The 25,489-nt window shown below is 62.6% G+C and carries 23 protein-coding genes; 6 read left to right on the top strand and 17 right to left on the bottom strand.

Going from position 1 to position 25,489, the window contains the following annotated elements:
* Window positions 1-4: 4 nt before the first annotated feature.
* Entirely contained in the window at window positions 5-1,009 is a 1,005-nt protein-coding gene (locus SAZ10_RS26305; RefSeq protein WP_318612384.1) for an ABC transporter permease subunit, read from the bottom strand.
* An 88-nt stretch (window positions 1,010-1,097) separates the two neighbouring features.
* Window positions 1,098-2,690 (bottom strand): ABC transporter substrate-binding protein, encoded by a 1,593-nt coding sequence (locus SAZ10_RS26300; protein ID WP_318612383.1) that lies wholly within the window; start codon window positions 2,688-2,690, stop codon window positions 1,098-1,100.
* A 239-nt stretch (window positions 2,691-2,929) separates the two neighbouring features.
* On the opposite strand from SAZ10_RS26300, the gene SAZ10_RS26295 reads away from it, so the two are divergent.
* Both SAZ10_RS26295 and SAZ10_RS26290 read left to right on the top strand, forming a co-directional pair.
* Window positions 2,930-3,478 carry a DUF924 family protein gene (locus SAZ10_RS26295; RefSeq protein WP_318612382.1) on the top strand — a complete coding sequence of 183 codons (549 nt, stop codon included), beginning with the start codon at window positions 2,930-2,932 and terminating at the stop codon, window positions 3,476-3,478.
* A gap of 166 nt (window positions 3,479-3,644) precedes the next feature.
* Window positions 3,645-5,576 carry a long-chain-fatty-acid--CoA ligase gene (locus tag SAZ10_RS26290; protein ID WP_412535301.1) on the top strand — a complete coding sequence of 644 codons (1,932 nt, stop codon included), beginning with the start codon at window positions 3,645-3,647 and terminating at the stop codon, window positions 5,574-5,576.
* Window positions 5,577-5,582: 6 nt separating this feature from the next.
* Here the strand turns inward: SAZ10_RS26290 and cydB are convergent, their stop codons facing one another.
* Window positions 5,583-6,587: a cytochrome d ubiquinol oxidase subunit II gene (gene cydB / locus SAZ10_RS26285; protein ID WP_318612381.1), complete on the bottom strand. Its 1,005-nt coding sequence runs from the start codon at window positions 6,585-6,587 to the stop codon at window positions 5,583-5,585.
* Complete coding sequence (locus SAZ10_RS26280; RefSeq protein ID WP_318612380.1) at window positions 6,587-7,984, bottom strand: cytochrome ubiquinol oxidase subunit I; 1,398 nt, start codon at window positions 7,982-7,984, stop codon at window positions 6,587-6,589. Before SAZ10_RS26280 ends, cydB begins: the two co-directional genes overlap by 1 nt.
* A gap of 191 nt (window positions 7,985-8,175) precedes the next feature.
* Here SAZ10_RS26280 and SAZ10_RS26275 point away from each other — a divergent pair, with 191 nt between their 5' ends.
* Window positions 8,176-8,565, top strand: a complete 390-nt coding sequence (locus SAZ10_RS26275) for a YciI family protein (protein WP_318612379.1) — start codon at window positions 8,176-8,178, stop codon at window positions 8,563-8,565.
* A gap of 74 nt (window positions 8,566-8,639) precedes the next feature.
* Here the strand turns inward: SAZ10_RS26275 and SAZ10_RS26270 are convergent, their stop codons facing one another.
* From SAZ10_RS26270 to pgi, 3 genes are all read right to left on the bottom strand, one after another.
* Window positions 8,640-9,392, bottom strand: coding sequence for a methyltransferase (locus tag SAZ10_RS26270; protein ID WP_318612378.1), 753 nt, complete (start codon window positions 9,390-9,392; stop codon window positions 8,640-8,642).
* A 110-nt stretch (window positions 9,393-9,502) separates the two neighbouring features.
* Window positions 9,503-10,207, bottom strand: coding sequence for an HAD family hydrolase (locus tag SAZ10_RS26265; RefSeq protein WP_318612377.1), 705 nt, complete (start codon window positions 10,205-10,207; stop codon window positions 9,503-9,505).
* A 4-nt stretch (window positions 10,208-10,211) separates the two neighbouring features.
* On the bottom strand, window positions 10,212-11,828 hold the full coding sequence (gene pgi, locus SAZ10_RS26260; protein ID WP_412535303.1) for a glucose-6-phosphate isomerase: 1,617 nt from the start codon (window positions 11,826-11,828) through the stop codon (window positions 10,212-10,214).
* 261 nt (window positions 11,829-12,089) lie between these two features.
* On the opposite strand from pgi, the gene SAZ10_RS26255 reads away from it, so the two are divergent.
* Window positions 12,090-13,586, top strand: coding sequence for a PLP-dependent aminotransferase family protein (locus tag SAZ10_RS26255; RefSeq protein WP_318612375.1), 1,497 nt, complete (start codon window positions 12,090-12,092; stop codon window positions 13,584-13,586).
* A 250-nt stretch (window positions 13,587-13,836) separates the two neighbouring features.
* Complete coding sequence (locus SAZ10_RS26250; protein ID WP_318612373.1) at window positions 13,837-15,426, top strand: trimethylamine methyltransferase family protein; 1,590 nt, start codon at window positions 13,837-13,839, stop codon at window positions 15,424-15,426.
* Between the two features lie 15 nt (window positions 15,427-15,441).
* On the opposite strand, the gene SAZ10_RS26245 is transcribed toward SAZ10_RS26250, so the two are convergent.
* The 9 genes from SAZ10_RS26245 to SAZ10_RS26205 all read right to left on the bottom strand — a co-directional run bounded on the left by SAZ10_RS26245 (window position 15,442) and on the right by SAZ10_RS26205 (window position 23,646).
* Complete coding sequence (locus tag SAZ10_RS26245; protein WP_318612372.1) at window positions 15,442-16,950, bottom strand: glycosyltransferase family 39 protein; 1,509 nt, start codon at window positions 16,948-16,950, stop codon at window positions 15,442-15,444.
* A gap of 247 nt (window positions 16,951-17,197) precedes the next feature.
* Window positions 17,198-17,653, bottom strand: coding sequence for an SRPBCC family protein (locus SAZ10_RS26240; RefSeq protein ID WP_318612371.1), 456 nt, complete (start codon window positions 17,651-17,653; stop codon window positions 17,198-17,200).
* Between the two features lie 57 nt (window positions 17,654-17,710).
* Entirely contained in the window at window positions 17,711-18,322 is a 612-nt protein-coding gene (locus SAZ10_RS26235) for a glutathione S-transferase family protein (RefSeq protein WP_318612370.1), read from the bottom strand.
* Window positions 18,323-18,354: 32 nt separating this feature from the next.
* Window positions 18,355-18,846, bottom strand: coding sequence for an SRPBCC family protein (locus tag SAZ10_RS26230; RefSeq protein ID WP_318612369.1), 492 nt, complete (start codon window positions 18,844-18,846; stop codon window positions 18,355-18,357).
* Window positions 18,843-19,196 carry a metalloregulator ArsR/SmtB family transcription factor gene (locus SAZ10_RS26225; RefSeq protein ID WP_318612368.1) on the bottom strand — a complete coding sequence of 118 codons (354 nt, stop codon included), beginning with the start codon at window positions 19,194-19,196 and terminating at the stop codon, window positions 18,843-18,845. The genes SAZ10_RS26230 and SAZ10_RS26225 overlap by 4 nt, the downstream gene beginning before the upstream one ends.
* Window positions 19,197-19,200: 4 nt before the next feature.
* Window positions 19,201-19,866: a glutathione S-transferase family protein gene (locus SAZ10_RS26220; RefSeq protein WP_318612367.1), complete on the bottom strand. Its 666-nt coding sequence runs from the start codon at window positions 19,864-19,866 to the stop codon at window positions 19,201-19,203.
* Window positions 19,867-19,951: 85 nt separating this feature from the next.
* Entirely contained in the window at window positions 19,952-20,827 is an 876-nt protein-coding gene (locus SAZ10_RS26215; RefSeq protein WP_318612366.1) for an alpha/beta hydrolase, read from the bottom strand.
* A gap of 215 nt (window positions 20,828-21,042) precedes the next feature.
* The gene (locus tag SAZ10_RS26210; RefSeq protein ID WP_318612365.1) at window positions 21,043-21,780 is read right to left on the bottom strand and encodes a hypothetical protein; all 738 of its coding nucleotides are present in this window, start codon (window positions 21,778-21,780) and stop codon (window positions 21,043-21,045) included.
* A 63-nt stretch (window positions 21,781-21,843) separates the two neighbouring features.
* Window positions 21,844-23,646, bottom strand: coding sequence for an IlvD/Edd family dehydratase (locus SAZ10_RS26205; protein WP_318612364.1), 1,803 nt, complete (start codon window positions 23,644-23,646; stop codon window positions 21,844-21,846).
* A 150-nt stretch (window positions 23,647-23,796) separates the two neighbouring features.
* Between SAZ10_RS26205 and SAZ10_RS26200 the strand changes: the two genes are divergently transcribed.
* Window positions 23,797-24,249, top strand: a complete 453-nt coding sequence (locus tag SAZ10_RS26200; protein ID WP_318612363.1) for a carbon monoxide dehydrogenase subunit G — start codon at window positions 23,797-23,799, stop codon at window positions 24,247-24,249.
* Window positions 24,250-24,266: 17 nt separating this feature from the next.
* Here the strand turns inward: SAZ10_RS26200 and SAZ10_RS26195 are convergent, their stop codons facing one another.
* Window positions 24,267-25,454, bottom strand: coding sequence for an Mrp/NBP35 family ATP-binding protein (locus SAZ10_RS26195; protein WP_318612362.1), 1,188 nt, complete (start codon window positions 25,452-25,454; stop codon window positions 24,267-24,269).
* Window positions 25,455-25,489 lie beyond the last annotated feature (35 nt).

The raw sequence follows: 25,489 nt of genomic DNA, 5'->3' as shown, positions 1-25,489 counted from the left end.
TTCCCTAGTGCCGGATTCGCGGATTGACCAGGCCGTAAAGCAGGTCGACGGTCAGGTTGACGACCATGATGACGGCCGCGATCAGCAGCAGGCCGCCCTGGATCACCGGATAGTCGCGCTTGAAGACGGAATCGACCATCCACTTGCCGATCCCGGGCCATGAGAAAATAGTCTCGGTCAGGATCGCTCCGGCCAGCATAACGCCGACCTGCAGCCCGATCGTCGTGATGACCGGGATCATGGCATTGCGCAAGGCATGGATGCCGATCACGCGGAAGGGCGGCAATCCTTTGGCGCGAGCCGTTCGAACGTAGTCCTCCGACAGTACCTCCAGCATGGCAGAGCGGGTCTGTCGCGCGATGACGGCAAGCGGGATGGTTCCGAGCACGATCGAGGGAAGGATCAGGTGGCTCACGGCGGAACCGAATGCGCCTTTCTGACCCGACAGCAAGGAATCGATCAGCATGAAGCCGGTGACCGGCGGAAAGAAGTAAAGGAGATCTATGCGCCCGGAAACCGGCGTCCAATGCAGGGTGCCTGAAAACAGGATGATCAGAAGCAGACCCCACCAGAAGATCGGCATGGAATAGCCGACAAGAGCGGTGCCCATCAGCGCCTGATCATACACGGAACCGCGTTTGATGGCCGCGAGTACGCCGGCCGGGATGCCCAGCACGATGGCGAAAACGATGGCGCAGAACGACAGCTCCAGGGTGGCTGGGAAAAGCGTGAAGAATTGCTGGGCGATGGGCCGCTTGGTGACGATCGAGGTGCCGAAGTCACCTGTCACGATGCCCCCGAGATAGGAGAGATATTGGACAATGATCGGCCGGTCCATGCCAAGTTCGTGAATGATCTGGGCGTGGCGCGCAGGGTCCATCACCCGCTCGCCCGAGAGCAGCATGACGGGATCGCCTGGCAGAAGGCGGATGAAGGAAAAGGCGATGATCGAGACCCCAATGAACGTCGGGATCAGGACCAGAAGGCGCCCGATGAAAAATCTAAGCATTGATGTCCCGTGACATCTCGAGCCGTCCCGACAGCCCCCGTGCCGGGCAAGGAGGTCGCCCGGCCGGGGCCGGGCGACCGCTTAAAGCTTACTCGGCGATATCGACGTTGTCGAAGCGGTGGATACCGAGCGGATCCTGGGTATAGCCCTGGACTGCCTTCGACATCGGCATGAAGGTCGTCGAATGGTCAAGCGTGGCCCAGGGCGCCTCCTTCTTGAAGACTGCCTGTGCCTGTTTGTAGAGCTTGGTGCGCTCGCCCTGGTCGGCCGTCTGCTTGGCCTTCTTGACCAGAGCGTCATACTCCTTGTTGCACCACTGGGCGCGGTTGTTGCCGCCGACGGCATCGCAACCGAGCAGCGTGTCGAGGAAGTTGTCCGGATCGCCGTTGTCGCCGGTCCAGCCCATGATGACCGCGCCGTCGCGATCCTTCTCTTTCGAGCGCTTCAGATACTCGGCCCACTCATAAGTGACGATCTCCGCATTGACGCCAACCTTGGCGAAATCTGCCTGGATCAGCTCGGCCGTGCGGCGCGCGTTCAGCATGTAGGGACGCGACACAGGCATGGCCCACACCTTCATCGACAGATCCTTCACGCCGGCCTCTTCGAGCATCTTCTTGGCGGCATCCGGATCGTAGGTGTCGTCCTTGGTCGAATCGTCATAGGACCACATGGTCGGCGGGATCGGGTTCTTGGCCACCTGGGCCTGCCCTTCGAACACGGCGTCGACGATCGCCTGCTTGTTGATCGCCATATTCAGCGCCCGGCGCACCTCGACCTTGTCGAACGGCGGAACCAACGCGTTGTAGGCGAGATAGGCTACGTTGAGGCCGGCCTGCTCCTGCACCGTCAGGTTCGGATTGGTCTTGAGCGCCTCGATGTCGGCAGCGTTCGGATAGGGGAAGATCTGGCATTCGCCCGCTTCCAGCTTCTGCCGGCGAACGGACGCGTCCGTGGTGATCGCAAAAACCAGGTCGTCGATCTTGGGCTTGCCGTTCCAGTAGTCCGGGTTGGCCTTGTAGCGGATCACGGCATCCTGTTGATAGGCGACGAAGGTGAACGGACCCGTGCCGAGCGGCATCTGGTTCATCTGCTCCATCTTGCCGTCCGCCTGCAGCTTGTCGGCATATTCCTTGGACAGGATCGATGCGAAATCCATGCCGAGATCGGCCATGAACGGCGCTTCCGGATGGTTGAGCACGAACTTGACCGTCAGGTCATCGACCTTCTCGATGGATTTGATGAGCTCCGGGAAGCCCATGCCGGCAGCATACTCCCAGTTGATACCGGCAATATATTTGTTCCAGGGATTATCCGCCTTGAGCTGACGATCGAAGGAGTAAATGACGTCATCTGCATTGAGTTCGCGTGTCGGAGTGAAGAAGTCGGTGGTCTGAAACTTCACGCCCGGACGCAGCTTGAAGGTGTATTCGAGGCCGTCGTCGGACACGGTCCAGCTTTCGGCAAGCCCCGGCTCGAGTTCGGTAGAGCCATGCTTGAACTCGACAAGCCGGTTGTAGGCCGTGCGCGAGGAAGCGTCGAAAGTGGTGCCAGCCGTATAGGGACCTGGGTCGAATCCTTCCGGAGACCCTTCCGAGCAGTAGACGAGCGTCTTGGCGCTTGCGACCCCGCTCAGCAGCGTTGCAGCCAGCAACGCCGCCGCGAAACTAGTTTTTTTCATTTGCACTCCCCTTTTAGTTTGCTGCGGGCCCCCAAAACCAGGCCAGCGAAGCTCGCATATAAGCACCGAATCCGAACCATTGGAACACCCCGCTTGTCTGCCGCATGGTAAGCGGAATGGCTTTATCCAAAGACTTGTGAAATTGAAGAAACATTCCAATTTCCTCATGGACAGGTTTCATTCCTTGCCGTGAACCGGAATTGGATAGGATCGTTGAGTTGCGTGGAGATAGAGCTTTGATGCGAAAGAATTGGGTCGAAGACGTACTTGCCTTCTGGTTCGGAGAGCTCAAGCCCGAGGATTGGTTCGAGCAGAAGGACACCACGGACGAGGCGATCCGTACGCGTTTCGCAGGACTGCACGCATCGCTCTTCGAGGCAGCGCCGTCCATGTCGTTCGACGATCCGGACACGGCACTCGCCGCGATCCTCGTCTTCGACCAGTTCCCGCGAAACATGTTCCGTGGCCAGGCGCAAGCCTTCGCGACCGACGATCTCGCGATCGCGATCGCGCGCAAGTCGATCGATCGCGACTTCGATTCGAAAGTTTCCGAAGAACGAAGAATGTTCTTCTACTTGCCGCTCATGCATTCGGAAAACGTCGCCGACCAGGAGCACTGCGTCTCGCTGTTCGCTGCGCTGACGGGCGACGCGCTCAAACACGCGATCGAACACCGAGACATTATTGTACGCTTCGGGCGCTTCCCGCACCGCAATCGCGTGCTCGGCCGGCCAAGCACCACGGACGAACGGGCATTCCTGACCGAGCACAAGGGCTTTGGCCAGTGAATCGGCGGGGCTGGAGTAGATCTGGCTGCCGGTCGGCGCGAGGCTTGCGCAGGCTTTCGCCGACACCGTAGATAGGAGAACAAAAGACCATTTGATGACGCGCGGACCAGCGCAATGCTGCACCGCTCGCAAAGGAGCCCTATCGATCGGTTACTGGGAGGCAAGCTTGGCGAAGGCAAAGAGGGGAACAGCGGAAGGCGGAGCCGGAACGACAAAGTCTCGTAAGTCCGCGGCTGCTCAGCCGGTCGAGGAGGCCGCCCGGCCGAACGGCCAAGCGTCCGCCGCGCCGAACGGAATGGGCGCGGCTGCCGCCCCGAAAACGGCCAAGCCGGCTGCTCTCAAGAGATCGGGGAAGAAGCAGGCAGCAGCCAAGCAGCCGGCCTCGTCGCCCTCACCGTCCGCCGGCAAATCGGAGGCTTCGCCCATCGAAAGCACCGACAAGCCTTGGCTGAAGAGCTATCCCGAAGTGGTGCCGGCCGAAATCGGACCGCTCGCGGCCGCATCTATCGGCGATTTCCTGGTCGAGGCCTGCAAGCGATATGCTGGACGTCCGGCCTTCACCTGCATGGGCAAGTCGCTCACCTTCACCGAGTTGGAGCGGCTTTCGTCGCAGCTTGGCGGTTATCTGCAGTCGACCGGCCTCAGGGAAGGCGCCCGGGTCGCGCTGATGATGCCGAACATCCTGCAAAACCCCGTCTCGATGATGGCAGTCCTCCGGGGCGGCTTCACCGTGGTAAACGTCAATCCGCTGTACACGCCCCGCGAGCTCGAGCACCAGCTCAGGGATTCCGGCGCCGAGGCGATCATCATATTGGAGAATTTCGCCAAGACCTTGAAAGCGGCGATCTCCAACACGTCGGTCAAGCATGTGATCGTGGCCTCGATGGGCGACCTGCTCGGCCTCAAGGGCCTCGTCGTCAATCTGGTGGTGCGGCACGTCAAAAAGATGGTGCCGGAGTGGTCGCTGCCCGGGCACATCAAGTTCAACGAGGCGCTGAAGATCGGCGCCCGGAAAACGTTCCGGCCCGCCAGGGTCGACGGCGACGACATCGCCTTCCTGCAATATACGGGGGGTACGACGGGCGTCGCCAAAGGCGCCATCCTGCTCCACCGCAACGTCCTCGCCAATGTCGCGCAAAACGCCGCCTGGGTAGAGGACGCCTATGCGGTGAAACCGATGCCGGCAAACCTCACCTATGTCTGCGCGCTGCCGCTCTACCATATCTTCGCGCTTACCGTGAATGCGCTGATGGGAATGCAGCAAGGCGCCAACAACGTCATGATCCCCAATCCGCGCGACATTCCGGGCTTCGTGAAGGAACTGGGAAAGCGGCCGTTCCACATCTTCGTCGGGCTCAACACTCTCTTCAACGCGCTCCTCAACAATGAGGAGTTCCACAAGCTGGATTTCAAGCCGCTGGTGTTGACGCTCGCCGGCGGCATGGCTGTGCAGCGTGCCGTAGCCAAGCGCTGGCTTGAGCTCACCGGCTGCCCGATCACCGAAGGCTACGGCCTGTCGGAGACCTCGCCGGTCGCAACCGCCAACCGGTTCAGCGTGTCGGAATTCACCGGCACGATCGGCCTGCCGCTCCCGTCCACAGAGATCGCCATCCGCGACGACAAGGGCAAGGACCTACCGCTTGGCCAGGTCGGCGAGATCTGCATACGCGGCCCGCAGGTGATGGCGGGCTACTGGAACCGCCCCGACGAGACCGTGAAAGTCATGACCCGGGACGGTTTCTTCGCCACCGGCGACATGGGGTTCATGGACGAGCGCGGCTTCATCACCATCGTCGACCGCAAGAAGGACATGATCCTCGTCTCAGGTTTCAACGTCTATCCGAACGAGTTGGAGGACGTGGTCGCGCGCCATCCAGGCGTGCTCGAGGTGGCAGCCATCGGCGTGCCCGACGAGCGTTCCGGGGAGGTGCCGAAGCTGTTCGTCGTCAAGAAAGACCCGAACCTGACAGTCGAGGACCTTGTCGCCTATTGCAGGGAAAATCTCACCGGCTACAAGCGGCCGAAATATATCGAATTCCGCACCGAACTGCCGAAGAGCAATGTGGGCAAGATCCTGAGAAGGGAGCTTAAGGGCTGACTTCTATCAATGGTACCCGATGTCGGCCCTCACCTTGCCGCGAAACACCCAATAGGACCACGCCGTGTAGACCAGGACGATCGGCAGCAGGAAGAGCGTGCCTATCAGAAGGAACGCCTGCGTACTCGGCGAGGCCGCAGCCTGATCGAGCGTGTAGTGCCTCGGCACGATCATCGGCCACAGGCTGATGGCGATGCCGATATAGGACATGGCGAAGAGGGCCAACGAGCCGACAAACGGACCGAAATCCGAGGTGCTGTTGAGGGCACGCCAGACATACCAGACCAGCGCCGCGGTGATGATAGGCACCGGCGCGAGATAGAGGATGTTCGGCCAGCTGAACCACCGCGCCGCGATGGCCGCATCGGAAAGCGGAGTCCAAACACTCACAATGACGATCGCGGCGGTCGTCGCGACAAAGCTGCCGCGCCCGAGCCTGCGTGCCCAGGCCTGCAGTTCTCCCTCGGTCTTGATGATCAGCCAGCCGGCCCCGAGCAGCGAATAGCCAGCCACCAGGCACAGGCCGACAACCACGGAAAACGGCGTCAAAAAATCGAATGAGCCGCCGGCAAAGTGCCTGCCGTCGACCTGGAACCCTTGTATGAACGCGCCGAGAACCAGACCCTGTGCAAAGGCGGCCAGCGCCGAGCCCCAGGCAAAGCCGTGATCCCAGAACGTCCGGTGCTCTGCGTCGCGATAACGGAACTCGAACGCAAGCCCTCTGAAGATCAAGGCAAGCAGCATGAGCAGCACTGGGAAGTAGACCGCCGGAATGATGATCGCGAACGCCAGCGGAAATGCGGCGTAGAGGCCGACGCTCCCGAGGATCAGCCATGTCTCGTTGCCGTCCCAGATCGGCGCGATCGAGTTCATGATCAGGTTGCGATCCTCGCGGCTGCCGGCGAAGTTGTAGAGCATGCCGACGCCGAGATCGAAACCGTCGAGGGCAACGTAGAGGAACACGCCTACGCCAAGGATTACGGTCCAGACCGGAACGAGGTCGAGGGCCATCACGGAACAGCCTCCGGCGCGGGTTGCAGGGCTTCGATCGGCCCTTTCGGATGACCTGCTTCGATTGGCTCCGCCTCCTCCTCGGTCACGGCAGGTCCCTTCCAGACCAGTCTCAGCATGAGGAAAAGGCCGACCGGATAGACGATGAGATAGACGAGTACATAAAGCAGGAGCGAAATGAGCACGTCCGAGCCGGTCAGCGACGGCGAGACCGACTCTGCCGTGCGCATCAGCCCGTAGATGGTCCAGGGCTGTCGCCCGACCTCGGTGGTCGTCCAACCGGCTATGACGGCGACGAAACCGGCTCCGGCCATCACCTGGCAGACGCGCAGATACCACCTCGTCTCATCGAGGCGGTTGCGCACCATCAATACGAAACCAGTCGCGACCGTAAGCAGCATCAGCACGGCAATGCCGACCATGATACGGAACGCGAAATACACGATCGCGACCGGCGGGCGCTGATCGGGCGGGAAATCCTTGAGCCCCTTGACTTCGCCGTCCCATGAATGCGTGAGGTAGAGACTTCCGAGCTTAGGAATGGCGATCTCGCCGATGTTGCGCTCCTGAGCCTGATCCGGCCAGGCGACTATCGAGGCAGGCACGCCTCGTCCGGTTTCCCAAAGGCCTTCGATGGCGGCGAGCTTGGCCGGCTGGTGCTCGAGGGTATTCACCCCATGCAAGTCCCCGAGGATGGCCTGCAATGGAACGAAGATCGCGAGAAACCATAGAGCGAGCAGCAGCATCGTCCGGCCGTGCATGATGGCCCGACCTGCGCGCATCGTATAAGCGCCGACGCCAAGCACCACGAAAGCGGTCGTTACATAGAAGGCGCTGACTGTGTGGGCGAGCCGGTAGGGGAAGGATGGATTGAAGATTGCCTCGATCCAGTCCTTCGGAAAATAACGGCCATCGATCACCTCGTAGCCTGATGGCGTCTGCATCCAGCTGTTGGTAGCCAGTATCCAGAACGACGAGAACAGCGTGCCGGCTGCGACCAGCAGCGCCGCCACGAAGTGCATCGGCGTCGAAACCAGCTTGCGCCCGAACAGCAGCACCCCGAGGAAGGTCGCCTCCAGGAAGAAGGCCGTCAGGCCCTCATAAGCCAGCAGCGGCGAAATGATGTTGGCGGAAGCGTCGGAGAACCGGCTCCAGTTGGTTCCGAACTGGAACGGCATGACGATGCCGCTGACCACACCCATGCCGAAGGAGATTGCAAAAATCTTGAGCCAGAAGGTGGAAAGGTCGATGAAGACGGAGCGCTGCGTGAAAAGATATGCGCCCTCGAGAAAGGCTATGAACGATGCCAGCCCGACCGTGAATGCAGGCAGGAGAATGTGCCAGCCGACAACCCAAGCAAACTGCAGCCGTGACAGCATGACTGGATCAAGATCCATGATCCCGATCTCCTTCGCGTTCGATAGGCCGCGCCAGTGAGCACCCTACAACTCCGTCCGTCAACATAAACTTGGACTAAGCTCAACCTATCCATAAGCTCAGCCTATCGAGAAAAAAGAAAATCCTGCCAGTGTCGAATTGGAACAGCGGCAACGACTATTCTTGCGCGCATTCCAAAAGGAGATCTCGGATGAAGTACGCTTGCCTCGTCTATGTCGACGCCAGCCTCATGGAGGGGCTGTCGGAGAAGGACAGCAGAGAACTGACCGACGACTCCGTCGACTTCGACTGGAAGGTCCGAAACAGCGGCCGGCTGATCCTGGCGCAACCGCTGCAACCGCCGGAGACGGCGGTCACCATCCGCCTGCGCAACGGCAGGATGTCGAGCACCGACGGGCCGTTCGCCGAGACCAAAGAGCACCTTGGCGGCTTCTTCCTGATCGAGGCACGCGATCTCAATGAAGCAATGGGCCTGGCTATGGAGAGCCCCATGGCCGCCATGGGGAGCATCGAGGTCAGGCCGTTCCTCGAGCAGACTCACAGCGTCACCGGCAAGCAGCCGCCGAAACTGCAGGAGTAGCTTCAGCCGCCGGCCGACGGGCTGGATGGCGTGCGTTCGATTCGATCGCACGCCGATCTAGCCTTTTGATTGCGCTACCCGGCGTTTCTCACACTCGGCGCGACCTGCGCCGGGTCGAGCATGAACACGCAGCCAATGCTCATCGCCGCGCCTTTGACATCGCCGAAATCGGGCACCGAATATTCGGCCAGAAGCCGAAGCCGTGAGCGAGGCAGATAGGTCCTGCCAGGATCGCCGATCAGCGTCGTCATGCCGGCAGCAAGGCAGCTGTCCAGGAACCCCAGAACGCGTTCGGCGAGGTCGGCCTCGTAGAACAGATCGCCGATCCCAACGATATCCGCCGGGGGCGCAGAGCCCCCCATGATGTCGCCGACGATCGTCTCTACGGCAACGCCGTTCGCCGCCGCATTGAGATCGACTGCCAAGGCGGCATAGGGATCGATGTCGGCGGCGATCACCTTGCTCGCGCCGGCCTTGGCTGCAGCGATACCGACAATTCCGGAACCGGCGCCGAGATCGAGCACTCGACGGCCTTTCACCATTTCCGGATGATCAAGGAAGTAGCGGGCGAGAGCCGCGCCGCCGGCCCAGAGATAGGCCCAATATGGCGACGGCGGATCGAAGTTCCCGGGCCCCTGCCTGACGAGACGCCATAGGTTGCTCGCCGGACGAGCCATGTGGAGGCGGATGTCGGGAATTGCAGGAACAGGCTCGATCGGCAGGTTCGTTTTGATGAACTCGAGCGGATCGAGCTGCCTGCGACGCGCTGAAGCGACGGAGTTCACGTCTTCCGTCGGCCTCGGCGAGCGATGGTCCTTCCTCGGCATTTGTCGGCCATCCGAACAGATAATCTTCGAAATCTCGCGATTCCATGTTCAGGTCGCGTCTGACTTTGCCCGAGATGGCAGCGGTGGGAGGGGCGCCCATTCCGCTCGGATCAGCGATCCAGCAAAGCAGGCAGGTCCGCGATCGAGTCGAGGATCACATCCGCCATGGAAGCAAGGCTGTCGCGCGTTCCTGTTCCGGAAAGCACACCAACGGCAAGCCCTGCTCCGCCGGCGCGCGCCATTTCGAGATCGTGACGATTGTCGCCGACCATAGCAATCTCGGACGGCTTCAGGCCGGTCATATCGGCAAAGGCGATGATCGTGTCCGGCGCGGGCTTCGGCCGTGGGACTGCATCATAGCCGTAAGCCGCGTCGAACATATGAGCGACACCGAGCGTGAGCAGCGTCTTCTCCGCGCCTGTCGTGGAATCATTGGTCGCGACGCCCAGGCGATAGCCCGACGCGTGCAGCGTGGCGACGGCTTCCCGGCTGCCCGGGAGCGGGACGCATCCCGCAGCTCCGGCTTCGGCGGTGAACCTGTCGAATTCGGCGACGATGGACCCGCGCCTGGCCGGATCGGCCTCGGGGTACCAGAGCGCGACGATGTCGGCATTGGTGCCTGCGGCAAAGACGGAGTCGGCGCGAAACTTGCCGGCGGCGAAATCGTAGCCGGCCGCCGCGAGCAGGTCGTTGGCCCGCTTGCGGTCGCCGCCGGCCGCCTTCAGCGCCATGCTGTCGCCAATCGCGAACCAGGTCGCGTCGAAATCGACAAGCGTGCCGTCCTTGTCGAACAGAATTCCCTTGATCAGCCCCAAGCCCCTACCCCGCGCGCAAAGCGTGGATATGGCGCACGAGGCCTGCCGTCGAGGCGCCGCTCTTTGCGGCATCTTCCTTGCCCTCGACGACGGGCAGCAATCCGGTCGCCAGCTCCTTGCCGAGCTCGACGCCCCATTGGTCGAAGGAGTTGATATTGAACAGCGTGCCCTCGACGAAAACCCGGTGCTCGTAGAGCGCGATCAGACGGCCGAGCGTGGCGGGGTCGAGCTTCTCATAGATCATCGTCAGCGACGGCCGGTTGCCGGAAAAGACGCGATGCGGCGCGATCCGCTCCACATCGGCCGGCTTCATGCCGCGCGCGGTCATCTGCGCTTTCGCCTCCTCCAGCGTGCGGCCGCGCATCAGCGCTTCGGATTGCGCAAGGCAATTGGCGAGGAGCAGGTCGTGGTGGTGGCGAAGATGCGGTTCGTGGCCGTTCGCGGCGGCAATGAACTCGATGGGGATGACGTCCGTGCCCTGGTGCAGGAGCTGGAAGAAAGCGTGCTGGCCATTGGTGCCGGGCTCGCCCCAGACCAGCGGGCCGGTCGGAGTCGCCGCTGCCGAGCCGTCGAGCGTCGTGGTCTTGCCGTTCGATTCCATATCGAGCTGCTGGAGATAGGCCGGCAGCCGGGCAAGCCGCTGGTCATAGGGGATCACGGCGCGCGCGGGATAGCCGCATACGACGCGATGCCAGAAGCCGATCAAGCCGAGCAGGAAAGGCAAGTTCTCGAGCGGTTCGGCAGTCGCGAAATGGTTGTCCATCTCATGCGCGCCGTCGAGAAAAGCGCGGAAATTCCGGGGCCCGATTGCAATCATGATCGGAAGGCCGATTGCCGACCACAGCGAATAGCGGCCGCCGACCCAATCCCAGAAACCGAAGACCCGCTCCGGAGCGATGCCGAAGGCAGCGACCTTATCGAGCGCGGTCGAGACTGCAACGAAATGGTGCGGCGTAGCCTCCGGGCCCAGCGCCTCGGCCACCCATTTGCGGGCAGTCTCCGCATTGGTCATCGTCTCGACTGTCGTGAACGTCTTCGACGCGATAATGAAAAGCGTCGTCTCGGCATCGAGGCCCTTCAGCGTGTCGGCAATATGCGCGCCGTCGATGTTCGAAACAAAATGTGCGCGCGGGCCGTCATGGTATGGCGAGAGCGCCAGCGTGGCCATGGCCGGCCCGAGATCCGAGCCGCCTATGCCGATATTGACGACATCGGTGATGTTCTTGCCGGTGGCACCGCGCGCCCTGCCCGACCGCACCGCGTCGGCGAATTCGGCCATGGCATCGAGAACCTTGTGCACTTCCGGCACGACGTTCTCGCCGTCGACAACGATGCGCTCCGTGTCGGGCGCGCGCAGCGCGACATGAAGCACTGCCCGGTCTTCGGTGATGTTGATCTTCTCGCCCGCGAACATCGCGTCGCGTCGCGCCTCGACGCCTGCGGCAGCGGCGAGCTCGACCAAAAGCTTCATTGTCTCTGGCGTGACGGCGCATTTCGACCAGTCGAGCAGGAACCCGCCCAGCGATGCGGAGAATTTCGAGAACCGCTGCGGGTCGTCGGCAAAGGCCTTGCGCATGTTCCGAGGGGTAGCGGAAAGGCGGTGGCTGCGCAGTTCGTCCAGCTTCTTCTCGAATGCAGAGCGTGTCACGGGATTACCCTCCGGATCGGGTGTTGCTGAAGCAAGCTTAGAGCGAGACGCCTTCCCATGTCACGCCCCGTCGAGCCATGCAATTCCGTCGCGCGCATCACGAAAAAGCGATGCCGCTGGCCTATGTCATGAACCTTGACATTTCTTGTTGGCGCAACTGGTTAGACCAAAAAAAATCGTCTATAGGTCCACTCAAGATAAAAGACTGCTAGGCAGAGACTGCCAGGACACGCCATGGCGCAAAGGAACGATACAGCAATTTGGTCGGGGCTGTTCCGGATTTCGGCCGAGTCTGGCCAGACGCTGCAAGCCCAAATCAGGCAGGCTATCGTCGCGGCCATTCTCGACCGTCAGATCGCGGCTTCGATGCCGCTCCCGTCCTGCCGCGTGCTCGCCGAGAAGCTCGGCGTCGCGCGGGGCACGGTCGTGCTCGCCTTTCAGCAGCTCGTCGACCAGGGTTTCCTGATCGCGCGCGAGCGGCGCGGCCATTTCGTCAACCCTGAAATCCTGGCTGCTCCTGCCAAGCCGGCTCAGAAGGCCAATGGCGGCGCGGTGGCCGAGATCGACTGGAAGTCGCGGCGCCGCATTGCGGCAAGCGAGATGCCGAAGCCTGCCAAACATGACAACTGGATCAAATATTCCTATCCCTTCGTCTACGGCCAGTTCGACCCTGCACTGTTTCCGACCGCCGAATGGCGCGAATGCAACCGCATGGCGCTGGCAGTGCTGGAAATCCGCAACTGGGCGGCGGACATGGTCGACCGCGACGACCCGCTGCTGATCGAGCAGATCCAGGCACGCCTCCTGCCCAGGCGCGGCATATTCGCCAATCCCGACGAGATCATCGTCACACTCGGCGCGCAGAATGCGCTCTACATGCTGGCAACGCTGCTGATGGGCAAGGGCACCAAGGTCGCTATGGAAGACCCCGGCTATCCGGACGCGCGCAGCATCTTCCGGCTGGCCGGCGCCGAAGTGGAGCCGGTCCCGGTGGACAAGTCCGGAATTGTCACCGGCGCGGTCCCGACCGACGCCGACTTCGTCTTCGTGACGCCCAGCCATCACTGCCCGACCATGGTGCCGCTCAGCGCGGAGCGGCGGCAGGACCTGCTCAACCGAGCGCAGCAGTACAACCAGATCGTCATCGAGGACGGCTACGACAGCCAGCTCATCGACGAGGCGCCGCAGCAGGCATTGAAGAGCCTCGATCGATCCGGCCGCGTGATCTATGTCGGCTCGATGTCGAAGACGCTCGCGCCGGGCCTGAGGCTCGGCTACATCGTCGCCTCGGCCGACTTGGTGGCGGAGCTTCGGGCGCTGCGCCGTTTCATGCTCAGGCATCCGCCAGCCAACAATCAGCGCGCGGTGGCGCTGTTCCTGTCGCTCGGCCATCACGAAGCGCTGGTGCGCCGGCTTTCGACCGCCTTCGACGAGAGGCGCAAGCGATTGGTCCAGGCAATCTCGGCATTCCTGCCGGACTGGCGCTCGACCGACTCGGCCGGCGGTACCTCGCTCTGGCTCGAGGGGCCGCAAGGAACGGACTCTCGTGCGCTGGCCGACGCGGCTTCCTGCCGCAGTGTCATCATCGAGCCCGGCGACCGCTTCTTCAATCGCGTCGACAAGCCGACGCGATTCATGAGGCTCGGGATCTCGTCGATCGCGCTGCAACACATCGAGCCCGGAATCCGCGAGCTTGCAACCGCTGCGGGCAGGCGTCCAGCGGCGGCTTGAGGCGACCGTTTTCCTTCTGCCCGCTAGCGCAAGGCGATTGCCGATCGCGAGGCGGAGTGGGGGTCGACCTCATAGGCGATTGCCGTGCCGGAGGCGGAAAGAGGAACGCTCTCATCAGCGCGTCCTGGCTCATCTGGCCGAATCTGGTGGCTCAAAGGCTTCGGCCCGCCTGGCTGCATAGTTGCCAAAAGAAGCGACGGTTGGATCAGCGCAGCAAGACGCAGACCAACCCTGGGAACCGGAGCTGAGAATGTCGACGACGCTTGACGAACAGGAAGCGGCGGTCACCACGCGTGGCCGGCGTGCTGGAGGACGCGAGGCACGACGCGCAATGCGATCGGCGCCGCTGGCGGAGGACATCCGGCCGGTCCGAGCCGGCCTGGAGGGCGGCCGTTACAAGCCGCTTCAGGAGGACGATCTGGCGCGCATCCACGAGGCCGTGCTGACGGTACTGGAGACAGTCGGCTTCGCCAATGCGATCCCAAGCTGCATCGATGCGCTGATCCGCGTCGGTGCGACGCTCGGCGAAGACGGTCGGCTGCGCTTTCCGCGACGGCTGGTCGAGGCAACGGTCAAGAACGCGGCGAGGAACTTCACTCTGCACGGCCAGGATCCCAGGCACGACATGGTGATCCAGGGCTCCAGGGTGCACTATGGCACAGCCGGTGCCGCCGTCCATCTGGTCGATGTGGAGAAGCGCGAATATCGCGAGTCGCAGCTTCAGGACATCTATGACGCGGCCCGCATCGTCGACGGGCTCGACAACATCCATTTTTTCCAGCGGCCGATGGTGCCGCGCGACATCCCCGACCCGCTCGCGATGGACTTCAATACGCTCTACGCCTGCGTGATGGGCACGTCCAAGCACGTCGGCACGAGCTTTACTGTGCGCGAGAACGTCGCCCCGGCGCTGGAGATGCTCTACATGATCGCCGGCGGCGAGGAGAATTTCCGGGCGCGGCCCTTCGTCTCCAATTCCAACTGTTTCGTCGTGCCGCCGATGAAATTCGCCGAGGACGCCTGTGGCGTGCTGGAGGCCTGCGTCGCCGGCGGCATTCCGATCCTGCTGCTCTCGGCCGGACAGGCCGGCGCCACCGCACCCGCCGCGATCGCCGGCGCCGTGGTGCAGGCCGTTGCCGAGGTGCTTGTCGGCTTGATCTATGTGAATGCGCTGAAGCCCGGACACCCTGCGATCTTCGGCACCTGGCCCTTCGTCTCGGATCTCAGGACCGGCGCGATGTCGGGCGGCTCGGCCGAGCAGGCCCTGCTCACCGCAGCCTGCGCGCAGATGGCCCAGTTCTACAACCTGCCCGGCGGCTCGGCGGCGGGCATGGCAGACTCCAAGCTGCCCGACATCCAGGCCGGATACGAGAAAGGCATAACCAACGTCATGGCCGGGCTCTCCGGCCTCAACCTCATCTACGAATCGGCCGGCATGCATGCCTCGCTGCTCGGCTTCTGCCTGGAAAGCCTGATCGTCGACAACGACATGCTGGGTTACTGCCTGCGCAGCGTGCGCGGCATCGAGGTCTCCGACAACACGCTGTCGGTCGACACCATCGCGGATGTCTGCCTGAACGGGCCCGGCCATTTTCTCGGGCATCGGCAGACGCTCGGCCTGATGCAGTCCGAATATTTTTACCCCGCCGTCGGCGACCGTTTCTCCCCCAAGGAATGGAACGAGAAGGGCAAGCCCGATATCCTCTCCCGCGCAATCGAGGAGAAGAAGCGCATCCTGTCCTCGCGCTTCCCGCGCCACGTGGCGCGCGCGCTCGATGACCGGCTGCGCGCCAAATTCGGCAATCTGATCCACTTGCCGCGCAAATCGATGGGTGGGTGAGCAAGCGCTGGGGACTTACCGCGCTTCCGGCAGCCTTACCGCATAGCTTACGACGCGATCGCGTTCCGAGACGCCGGCGATCTCGAAGCTTCCCGTCGCCGCAATCGGCGTGCCCTCCGGAATGAGGCCCGGGGGCTGATCTTTCCCCCGCCAGACATAGAGCACGCCATCCTTGCGCAGCCGGTCCTCGTCCAACCATGGCGAGTTGGCGAGTACACCGTCATGGATGACGTGCGGGCGCTCGGGAAGTCCGGCAGACACGAGACCGGCGAGCCATCTTTCACCCGACACGACCTGAAGCTTCGCGGGCGTGCTCGCGGCCCAGGCTTCACGCGCCTTGTCCGCGATCTCGGCCATCGGCCAGGCATTGCGGATCGGCTGGCTGATGCCGCGACTGACGACGATGTTGATCGTGAAAGCCACGCCCACGACGGCGACAAGGCCGATTGTCGCGACCCACAGACGCTGGACCAGCGGATAGCTCCACTCACGCCGCAAAAGGAGCACGACCAGCAGTCCCGATGGCGCGAACATGGGCATGCCCCACATGTTCTGCGGCTTCGAACCGGAGATTGCGGCGAGAAGCGCTGTTGCCAGCGCCGGGGCGAGCGCGATGAAGGCGACATAGGCGAGGTTGCCGCCATCCTCCGTCCGGCGTGGAAGCGACATGATCCTGCGCATGCCGGTGATCGCCAGCAGCAGGCCGATAGGCAGCTGGCAAGCGATCTGCACCAGGATCCATTTGATCGGAGGAAGCAGCGAGCCGCCGCCCGCTGCCCGCGACTCGACATAGCCAATGGGCGCGAAATCGTGCTCTACCAGCCAATAGACGTGCGGAGCCGCCACGAGCAGCGACAAGGCGACGGCGAGCCACGGCCACGGCGTCAGGAAGGCACGCCGCATCCTGCCATCGATCAGCGTCCAGAAGCCCAGCGCGACATAGAGGACAACGACGCTGTACTTGGCGTATATACCGAGGCCGGCCAGCACGCCGAGCGCCAGCCAGGGGCCGGGTCGGCCTGCATCCTCGCGGATCACCGTGAACAGCAGGAATGTCGCCGCCCAGATCGGCATCTGGATAACGTTGTGGTTGAACTCCGGCGTGGTCCAGTTGAAATAGACGATGCCAGCGGTGAGCAGGGTGCCAGCAAGCGCATTTGCCGTCGTGGTCAGCCGGCAGCCGGCCATGAAGACGAAGATGTAGGAAAGCGCGACGCAGAGCTGGCTGAGCAAATACGGCCCAAGGATCGGGCTGCCTGTCAGCCGGAACGAAATCTCGATCAGCCAGGCCGGCATGGTCGGCAGCTTATGCGTGCCGAGCAGCCATTCCTGCCCCCAGATCAAGCCTTCGACGACGTCGATCGGCGGTGCCGAGCTGACCGGGAAAGGCAGCAGCGCGAGGAAGATGATGTGTGTAGCGACCAGCGTCGCGATCGCGCGCGCAGGCGTGGCGGAGAGTTTTTGCAGGATTGTAAGCCAGCGCTGGGCGGCGACGACCGGTCCTGCGACCTGCACGGAATTCATTCATCAACCCGCCGCACGATGACTGGACTTGTCACGGACCGGCCCGGGCGGCACGAGCGCAGATCGAGGAAGCGGCCGATCGGTCGCTGCTGCGCCTCTTAGCTTCCGCGGCTGCGGAATGCCAGCATGCGGCAAGAGGGGCGTTGGGGACAGCCTAGTTTTTAACGTCAGCGCGACTTCGGCAAAATGCAGCGCCTTTCCGCGGCAAGAAGCAAACTGTCCCTCGGCGACCTATCTGACTGCCGCCCTACCCCAGCGCCCTGCCCAGCGCATCGAGCAGGTCGCGCGTGCCGCGCTCGCGGTTGCCTGCGTCGTCATAGCCATCGAGAAAGGCGGCCTGCTCCGTGAAGACAAGGCGGGTGCCGCCTTGTTCCGGGATAAGCACTATGGTGGCGAGCGACACCGAGATGCGCGTGTCGCCGATATGCATGTCGTAGGAATAGACGATGCGCTGGTCCTCTACGATGTCATGATAGATCGCGTCGAAGGTGTGCAGTTCACCCCCCTTCGGCCTGCCGCTGTTGACCTCGCGGCCGCCGACGCGGAAGTCCATCTCAAACCGCTCCTGGCGCCATTCGTCGGGGCCGACGAACCATCTGCTCTTTGCAGCCTTGTCGGAAAGCGCGTGGAATACACGCGAAGGAACGGCCGCATAGGTCCGCTCGATCGTAAAGGTCGCGTGGGTGACGGAACGTTCGGTCATGAAATCCTCATTCGATTTCCGGTTGCCAACTGCAGCGGCGAGCCGCAGCACTGGAGATTACTGAGCATTCCAACTCGGGCGCGAGCGCACGCGTTCCAGCCAGCGGTTGACATTCGGCAGCGAGGCTGGCCGCTCGATCTCGAAGAACTCGCCCAGCCACGCGGCCACGCCTGCCGTAATGTCGGCGATCGAGAATTGCTCGCCGGCAATGAAGGGGCGGCCGTCGGCCATCTCGCGATCGAGCCATTCCCATTTTCTGGGAACGTTCAGCTTCTGTGCCTCCCCGAATCCCGGGAACTGAGGCACGCGATCTTTGAAGAACTCGTTGGTGTGGAAGGTATAGTCGCCGATCGTCCCCATGACCTGCAGCTCCACCCGCCGATTCCACATCTCGACCTTGGCGCGGCCAACGGGTTCCCTTCCAAACAAGGGCGGCTCGGGATTGAGCTCCTCCAGATAACGGCAGATCGCGACACTCTCTGTGATGACAGTCCCGTCGTCGAGCATGAGAACCGGGATCTGCCCGAGCGAATTGAGCTTCAGGAATTCCGGAAATTTGTGCTCGCCCTTGAAAAGGTCCACCTCGACACGAGGGAGATCGACGCCCTTCTCTGCCATGAAGATGCGTACGCGATACGAATTCGGCCCGACACCGCAGTAGAGTTTCATGACTGCCTCCTGTGTGAATCTACCCTGACGCATTAACGCCGCAGCTCGGCAGCCAGATTGTCGAGGGCGCCAGCATGCCCGGCCCTGTGGCCGTCGATCATGCTCCTGCCGCCGAACGCACCGACCTGATCTGTGAGAATGATCCGCGTACCGCTGCCAGCCTCGAGAAGCTCAACTGTTATCAAGGCGAAGCACAGCGTAATGCCTCCTTCCGAGACGATTTCGGTCGAGATGATGCGCCGTTGCGGAACGATGTCGCGGTAGCGGGTCTCGACACGGTAGACCAGATTGCCGCGCGGGCCACAACGGCTGACATCCATGCCGCCTATCCGGAAATCCGCCTGATCATACTCGAGCTCGACATGGGCCGAGGGGACTCCCCATCGCATCCGCGCCTCGGGGCTCGCAAAGGCCTCGAACACGCGGGCCGGCTTCGCCTCGTAGGTGCGCTCCAGCACGATCGTGTCATGGTTCAGTGGCGGTACGATCGCGATCGCGGACTGTTCGACGGATCGTTCGGTCATGTTTTCCCTCCCTTTTCCTCACCTGGGGCCGTTTCGGCAAGGAAGTCGCCGAGGCGGTCGAGCCGCCCTTCCCAGCTCCTGCGACGCTCGGAAATCCAACGCTCGACATCTCCGAGCGCCTTCGGCTCGATGCGGCAGGTTCGGACGCGGCCGATCTTCTCGGAAACGACCAGCCCACTCGTCTCCAACAGATGGAGGTGCTGCATGACCGCCGACAGAGACATGTCGAGGGGCTCGGCGAGCTCGCTGACCGAAGCCGGACCGCGCGACAGGCGTTCGACCATCCGGCGCCGGCCGGGATCGGCAAGCGCCTGAAACATCAGATCGAGCTGGGCGGGGTCGTGCAGCAACGCCTCACGCCTGCTCCGGCTCGTAGAATGGGAAGAGCGGCATATAGGGCTGGGCCTCCTCGACGACCCGAGCCACCGAGGGGCGGGTGGACAGACGTTCGAGATAGCGGGCGGCGTTCCGGTATTTGCTCGTCAACGGCTCGACCTTGTCCGCGTAGAAGAGGGCGGGGAAAGCCGAGCAGTCTGCGAGCGTGAAATCACCGCCTATCGCCCAGGTCTTTGAACGAATGTCCTCGTCGATCAGCGCATAGGCCGTCTGGAGCATCTGCCGAGCCCTCTCGACGCCAAACAAATCATGGCTGCCTTCAGGCCTTATCTTGTCCCCCACGATCTTCTGCAACGGCTCGTGCACGTAGAGGTCGAAGAACCGATCGGCGAGCCGCGTTTGCCGGGCAAGTTCCGGATCCTTGGGAACGAAGGTAACGCGTCCGGGAAAATACTGATCGAGATAGTCGATGACGATTGAGGATTCCGGCACGATCCGATCTCGCGCCTTGTCCTGGAGCACCGGGAACTTGCCGACCGGCCAGAGCTTGAAGAAGGCAGCTCGCGAGGCCTCGTCCCCAAGATCGACGACCAGCTTCTCAAACGGAGTGTCGTTCTCATACAGCGCGATCAGCACCTTCCAGCAGAAGGAGGCCAGCGGGTGGTAGTGGAGCGTGAGGGACATGTTGCTACTCGATCTGGCTCGAAACACTGAAGTGCTTACTTAACTAATGCTAGCCCCCTGCGGATGTCAATGGTGAAGCAACAACTTAAGTATGGCTTTGCGTGTGCCCTTCTATCGCGTCGATGATCAGCGGCCAGTACGCCTCGTTCAACTCATGGCCGCCGCCTTCCAGGCGCACAAGTTTCGCACCCGGGACTGCCCGGGCGAGCGCTTCGCCATGCTCGATCGGAAAGAGGGGATCGGCCGTCCCATGAATGACGAGGAGCGGCACGCGCAACTCGGCCATCCGACCGCGAAGCTTCCTTCCGCTTTCGAGCAGGAAGTGATTGGCGGCGCTGGCGAAGGAATTCGAGCGGTCGAAATCGCTCTCCACGAATCGCCTTGCAGTTCTCTTGTCGAAAGGGTGCGCAGGACTTGCCAGCACGCGCATTTCCTCAACCATCGAGCGGACCGCCTGCTCCCGGTCCGACCAGTTAACCTGGCCGGCTTCAGCGGAATGGTCCTGATACTCCGGCCTCGCCGGCGGTAGGTGCGAGGTGTCCATACCGACCGGCGATGTGCTGATGGCCGTCAGCGATAGCACTCGTTGCGGATATTCGAGCGCAACCGATTGTGCGATCGCGCCGCCCATCGACATGCCGACGATGTGAGCCGAGGTGAGACCGTAGCCATCGAGCACACGCACCACGTCATCGACCATGTCGGCGGACGTATAGCCTGGTCTGCCGTGCTCATACTTCGTCGAAAGACCGGTGTCACGGTTATCGAAGCGGATCACATAGCGGCCGCTGTTGCTCAATCTCCGGCAGAACTCGTCCGGCCACCATAGCATCGATGCCATTGCACCCATGATCAGCAGGACGGGCGGATGCGCCGGATCGCCGAAGTCCTCTGTCGCAATTTCGATGCCGTCCGTTCGGATCGCCTTGGCGGCGGCCGCGACCTTGCCAGCTTCCGTCATTGTCGCCTCTTCTCGACATTGCAGAGCATGAACCGGCTGTATAATTGCAATTTGCAACCAGCTTAGCGAACTGATCTCCGAATGCAATCAGTTTTCACGCACCAGACCGCGACAGATCCCTGCAGAAGGGGAACGCTATACGAGCTGGTGTGACAAGAACGGCGATGTGAGGCGACTGGCCGCAGCGCGAGCACAGGCGCAACCGCGCTTCGCAGCTATTTGGCGATTTTAGTCCGTAACCAGTCGAGTGCACCCGGGGTCGCCGACCACGAGGAGCCGAACCCGTCAGCAAAAAGCACCGCTTCGTTGCGGTCGCCAATGCCGTAGTGGTCGGGTAATTGTTTCGGCAACTTCTTTTTCCCCAGAAGGTAAGCCGGAACGAAGGCATTGCTGTCCAGCGCAGAGCCGAGCGCTAGCCGGCTGGCGGGGCTGTCGCCGTCACGACGGAATGCCGCAAGCGCAAGGGGCCATAACCACATCGCCATGTCTTCTCCCGGGTAGGACTCCTTCAACCGCTCGATTTCGGCATGCCGATCCGTTTCGGCGAGATAACCGATAAGGAGATAGCGCACGCCCTGGTTGTCGTTAGGATTGAGAAGGAGCATATCCCACACATGGGCTATTGCGTCATCCCGAAGTCCTCGATCCCACAGAGTGGTCGCAAGCACCTGCCGTGCACGCATGTAGGGCCGGGTCTCGAACCAGCCCCAAAACTCCCCGATCATTTCGTCGAAGGAGCCGCCAAGCGCAGTCTTGCCCGCGTCGACGGCGCGTAAGAGCAGCTCCATTTGCTCATCGGAACCCGGCTCGGCAATCTGCGCGAGGACCAACCAGGCGTCAGCGCAAAGCGGACTGATCTCGATTGCCTTGGTGGCAAGCTCCAACCGCCGCTTTGCTGTAGTCGCGTCCCAGGCGTCGTAGACGAGCTCCTGAGCCCGATCGAGCGCCTCCAACTCCTTGCGGCTTGGATTCTTTGCCCCGCCGGCCGAGCTCTTCTTCTTTGCCATATCGGTCCGTCAGTGATTGTCGCGCGGTACGCCCCTCGTATGCGCCACGTCCTGGTATTTCACGGCAGGCTTCAGCACCATGCCCTGCGCGAGCTGGTCGACCATGCCGCGCTGGATCTCCTGCCAGGGCGTCTGGTGCTTCGGGAAGTGGTAGCCGCCATTGCCCTCAAGCTTGGCGCGGCGCTCGGCGAGCTCCTCGTCGGAGATCAGGATGTTCGCCGTGCCCTTTTTCAGGTCGATGCGGACCCGGTCGCCGGTCCTGAGCAGCGCCAGCCCGCCGCCGGCCGCAGCCTCCGGCGAGGCGTTGAGGATCGACGGCGAGCCCGAGGTGCCCGACTGTCGTCCGTCGCCAATGCAAGGCAGCGAATGCACTCCCTTCTTGATGAGGGCCGCAGGCGGCTGCATGTTGACGACCTCTGCCGCACCCGGATAGCCGATCGGCCCAGCCCCGCGCATGAAAAGGATCGTGTACTCGTCGATGCCGAGCGACGGATTGTCGATGTTCTTGTGATAATCCTCCGGCCCATCGAAGACGACCGCCTTGCCTTCGAAGGCCTCCGGATCGTTCGGGTTGGAGAGATAGCGGTCGCGGAACTCCTTAGAGATCACGCTGGTCTTCATGATCGCGCTGTCGAACAGATTGCCCTTCAGATTGATGAAGCCGGCATGCTCCTTGAGCGGGTCCGAGACCGGGCGGATCACTTTTGTGTCCAGGTTCTCGACATCACCGCAGTTCTCGCCCATCGACTTGCCGTTGACCGTGAGCGCGTTGGGATGAGGCAGGAGCCCCGCCTTCATCAGCTCCGCCACCACCGCAGGCACGCCGCCTGCGTGGTGATAATCCTCCCCGAGATATTCGCCGGCCGGCTGCAGGTTGACGAGCAGCGGGATCTGGTGCCCGATCTTTTGCCAGTCATCATTGTCGAGCGGCACGCCGATATGGCGCGCGACGGCGTTCAAATGGATCGGTGCGTTGGTCGAGCCGCCGATCGCCGAGTTGACGACGATCGCATTCTCGAAGGCTTCGCGCGTCAGAATGTCGGAGGGCTTCAGGTCTTCATGGACCATCTCGACGATGCGCCTGCCCGTCTCATAGGCCATCTGGCCGCGCTCGCGATACGGCGCCGGAATGGCGGCCGAGCCCGGCAACTGCATGCCCAGCGCCTCGGCCAACGAGTTCATCGTGGTGGCAGTGCCCATGGTGTTGCAATAGCCGGTCGAGGGCGCTGACGAAGCCACGAGATCCATGAACTGGGCGTAGTCGATCTCGCCCGCGGCATGCATTTCCCGTGCCTTCCAGACGATCGTGCCGGAGCCGGTACGCTGGCCGCGATGCCAGCCATTGAGCATTGGACCGACCGAAAATGCGATTGCCGGAATGTTGACCGTTGCGGCCGCCATGAGCAGCGCCGGCGTCGTCTTGTCGCATCCGATCGTGAGCACCACGCCATCGAGGGGGTAGCCATAGAGCACCTCGACAAGCGAGAGATAAGCGAGGTTGCGGTCGAGCGCGGCTGTCGGACGTTTCCCCGTCTCCTGGATCGGATGGCACGGGAACTCGAACGGAATGCCGCCCGCCGCCTCGATGCCGGCGCGCAGGCGCTTGGCGAGTTCGAGGTGGTGACGGTTGCAGGGTGAGAGGTCCGAGCCTGTCTGGGCGATGCCGATCAGCGGCTTGCCGGACTGCAGCTCGGCGCGCGTCAGGCCGAAATTGAGGTAGCGCTCCATGTAGAGCGCCGTCATCTCCGGATTGTCGGGATTGTCGAACCACTCTTGCGAGCGAAATTTCTTCTTGGATGGTGCGCCGGTCATGTCGTGTCTCCCTGGATCCGTCGCGCATCGATATGGCAAGCTGATTTGTCAGACAAGAGCCGTCTTGTCCGCCTGCGGACTTTGGTCGGATGGACAACCGCCCGTGGCCTATATATTGGCCTTGCGGAAGGCTCGAGGAGGGTATCCGCGATGGCTCTGGTGATTGAAGGCGAGGAACGCATCGCCGCGCCTGCCGAGAAGGTCTGGCAGGCGCTCAACGACCCCGAGGTGCTGAAGGCATGCATCCCCGGCTGCGAGAGCCTGGAGAAGCAATCCGATACCGAATTCGCTGCGACCGTGGTGCTGAAGATCGGCCCGATCAAGGCAAAGTTCGCCGGCGCCGTGCAGCTCAAGAACCTCAACCCGCCGCAGTCCTATAGGATCGAGGGCGAAGGCAAGGGCGGCGTGGCGGGCTTCGCCAAGGGCGGCGCCGATGTCACCATCGAGCCTGACGGCGCAGACACGACCGTGCTGAAATACGCCGCCAAGGCCGATGTTGGCGGCAAGATCGCCCAGCTCGGCAGCCGCCTCATCACCTCCACCTCGAAGAAGCTTGCCGGCGAGTTTTTCTCGAGCTTCAACGCAAAAGTGAGCGGGGCGTAGGCGGGCCCTTACCTTTCCTATTCGAACACGATCGCGGGCGCGGCCACCGCGCGGCCGCGTTCCTCCTGCAGCCGTTCCCAGACCTTGCCCGCGATGTCGCGATAGACTTTCGCCATTGCCCCGTCGGGCGCCGAAACCACGACCGGCGCGCCGACGTCTGAAGTCTCGCGGATCGTCATCTCGATCGGCACCTCCCCGAGGAAGGTTACGCCCAGACGTTCGGCTTCGTTCCTGGCACCGCCATGGCCGAAGATGTCGTAGCGCTTGCCGGTATCAGGCGCGACGAAATAGCTCATGTTCTCGACGATGCCGAGCAGGGGCACGTCGACTTTCCTGAACATGTTGAGGCCCTTGCGCGCGTCGATAAGCGCCAGGTCCTGCGGCGTAGAGACGATGACCGCGCCGGCGAGCGGCACGGATTGCGCCATGGTGAGCTGGGCATCGCCCGTGCCGGGCGGCATGTCGACGACGAGTATGTCGAGCGGACCCCAATCGACCTCGCGCAGCATCTGGGTCAGCGCCGACATCACCATCGGCCCGCGCCAGATCATCGGCGTCTCCTCATCGACAAGGAAGCCCATGGACATCACCTTGAGGCCGTAATTCTCCATCGGCTTCAACACCTTGCCGTCGACACTCTGCGGCCGGCCTCGAATGCCGAGCAGGCGGGGCATGGACGGGCCGTATATATCGGCATCGAGCACGCCGACCCTCAGCCCGTTCGCGGAAAGCCCGAGCGCCAGATTCGCGGCGGTGGTCGACTTGCCGACGCCGCCCTTGCCGGAGGCGACGGCAATGATGGCGTCGATACCGGGCACGCCGCGCTTGCCTTCGCGGTGTCCTGACGGCCCATGCCCTTGCGGGGCTGCGGGCCGGGCGGCGGGGGCCTGTGCAGGCGCGGGGCGCGGCTGCGGCGCTGCCGGGCGGGGCGGCACGCGCGCTTCCATGCCGCCGCCCTTTTTCTCCGCGGTGAGCGCCACCACGGCTCCGGCCACACCAGGCATTGACTTCACGGCCCGCTCGGCGGCTTCGCGCAGTGGTTCCAGTTCCTGCGCGCGGGCCGCCGGGACGGTAATGGAGAAGAACACCTTGGCATCGGCGATGAAGATGTCGGAGACCATGCCGAGGCCGACAATGTCGCCTTCGAGATCCGGCCCGCGCACCGTCTTCAATTTCTCGATGACGGCTTCTTTCGTGATTGCCATGGCTGCACTCTTCAGAGATCTGCTTTCAAACCCAC

This window comes from Mesorhizobium sp. BAC0120 (genome assembly GCF_033542235.1).
Classification (GTDB): domain Bacteria; phylum Pseudomonadota; class Alphaproteobacteria; order Rhizobiales; family Rhizobiaceae; genus JAWRCU01.
This window is presented reverse-complemented; position numbering and strand designations above follow the sequence as displayed.

Excerpts from the sequence above, each read along its gene's own strand:
- SAZ10_RS26220 (WP_318612367.1), bottom strand. The coding sequence starts at position 19,866 with ATGTCCCTCACGCTCCACTACCACCCGCTGGCCTCCTTCTGCTGGAAG.
- SAZ10_RS26280 (WP_318612380.1), bottom strand. The coding sequence starts at position 7,984 with ATGGATCTTGATCCAGTCATGCTGTCACGGCTGCAGTTTGCTTGGGTT.
- SAZ10_RS26230 (WP_318612369.1), bottom strand. The coding sequence starts at position 18,846 with ATGACCGAACGATCCGTCGAACAGTCCGCGATCGCGATCGTACCGCCA.
- SAZ10_RS26295 (WP_318612382.1), top strand. The coding sequence starts at position 2,930 with ATGCGAAAGAATTGGGTCGAAGACGTACTTGCCTTCTGGTTCGGAGAG.
- SAZ10_RS26240 (WP_318612371.1), bottom strand. The coding sequence starts at position 17,653 with ATGACCGAACGTTCCGTCACCCACGCGACCTTTACGATCGAGCGGACC.
- SAZ10_RS26195 (WP_318612362.1), bottom strand. The coding sequence starts at position 25,454 with ATGGCAATCACGAAAGAAGCCGTCATCGAGAAATTGAAGACGGTGCGC.
- SAZ10_RS26235 (WP_318612370.1), bottom strand. The coding sequence starts at position 18,322 with ATGAAACTCTACTGCGGTGTCGGGCCGAATTCGTATCGCGTACGCATC.
- SAZ10_RS26270 (WP_318612378.1), bottom strand. The coding sequence starts at position 9,392 with ATGCCGAGGAAGGACCATCGCTCGCCGAGGCCGACGGAAGACGTGAAC.
- SAZ10_RS26255 (WP_318612375.1), top strand. The coding sequence starts at position 12,090 with ATGGCGCAAAGGAACGATACAGCAATTTGGTCGGGGCTGTTCCGGATT.
- SAZ10_RS26200 (WP_318612363.1), top strand. The coding sequence starts at position 23,797 with ATGGCTCTGGTGATTGAAGGCGAGGAACGCATCGCCGCGCCTGCCGAG.
- cydB (WP_318612381.1), bottom strand. The coding sequence starts at position 6,587 with ATGGCCCTCGACCTCGTTCCGGTCTGGACCGTAATCCTTGGCGTAGGC.
- SAZ10_RS26250 (WP_318612373.1), top strand. The coding sequence starts at position 13,837 with ATGTCGACGACGCTTGACGAACAGGAAGCGGCGGTCACCACGCGTGGC.
- SAZ10_RS26215 (WP_318612366.1), bottom strand. The coding sequence starts at position 20,827 with ATGACGGAAGCTGGCAAGGTCGCGGCCGCCGCCAAGGCGATCCGAACG.
- SAZ10_RS26275 (WP_318612379.1), top strand. The coding sequence starts at position 8,176 with ATGAAGTACGCTTGCCTCGTCTATGTCGACGCCAGCCTCATGGAGGGG.
- SAZ10_RS26300 (WP_318612383.1), bottom strand. The coding sequence starts at position 2,690 with ATGAAAAAAACTAGTTTCGCGGCGGCGTTGCTGGCTGCAACGCTGCTG.
- SAZ10_RS26205 (WP_318612364.1), bottom strand. The coding sequence starts at position 23,646 with ATGACCGGCGCACCATCCAAGAAGAAATTTCGCTCGCAAGAGTGGTTC.
- SAZ10_RS26245 (WP_318612372.1), bottom strand. The coding sequence starts at position 16,950 with ATGAATTCCGTGCAGGTCGCAGGACCGGTCGTCGCCGCCCAGCGCTGG.
- SAZ10_RS26305 (WP_318612384.1), bottom strand. The coding sequence starts at position 1,009 with ATGCTTAGATTTTTCATCGGGCGCCTTCTGGTCCTGATCCCGACGTTC.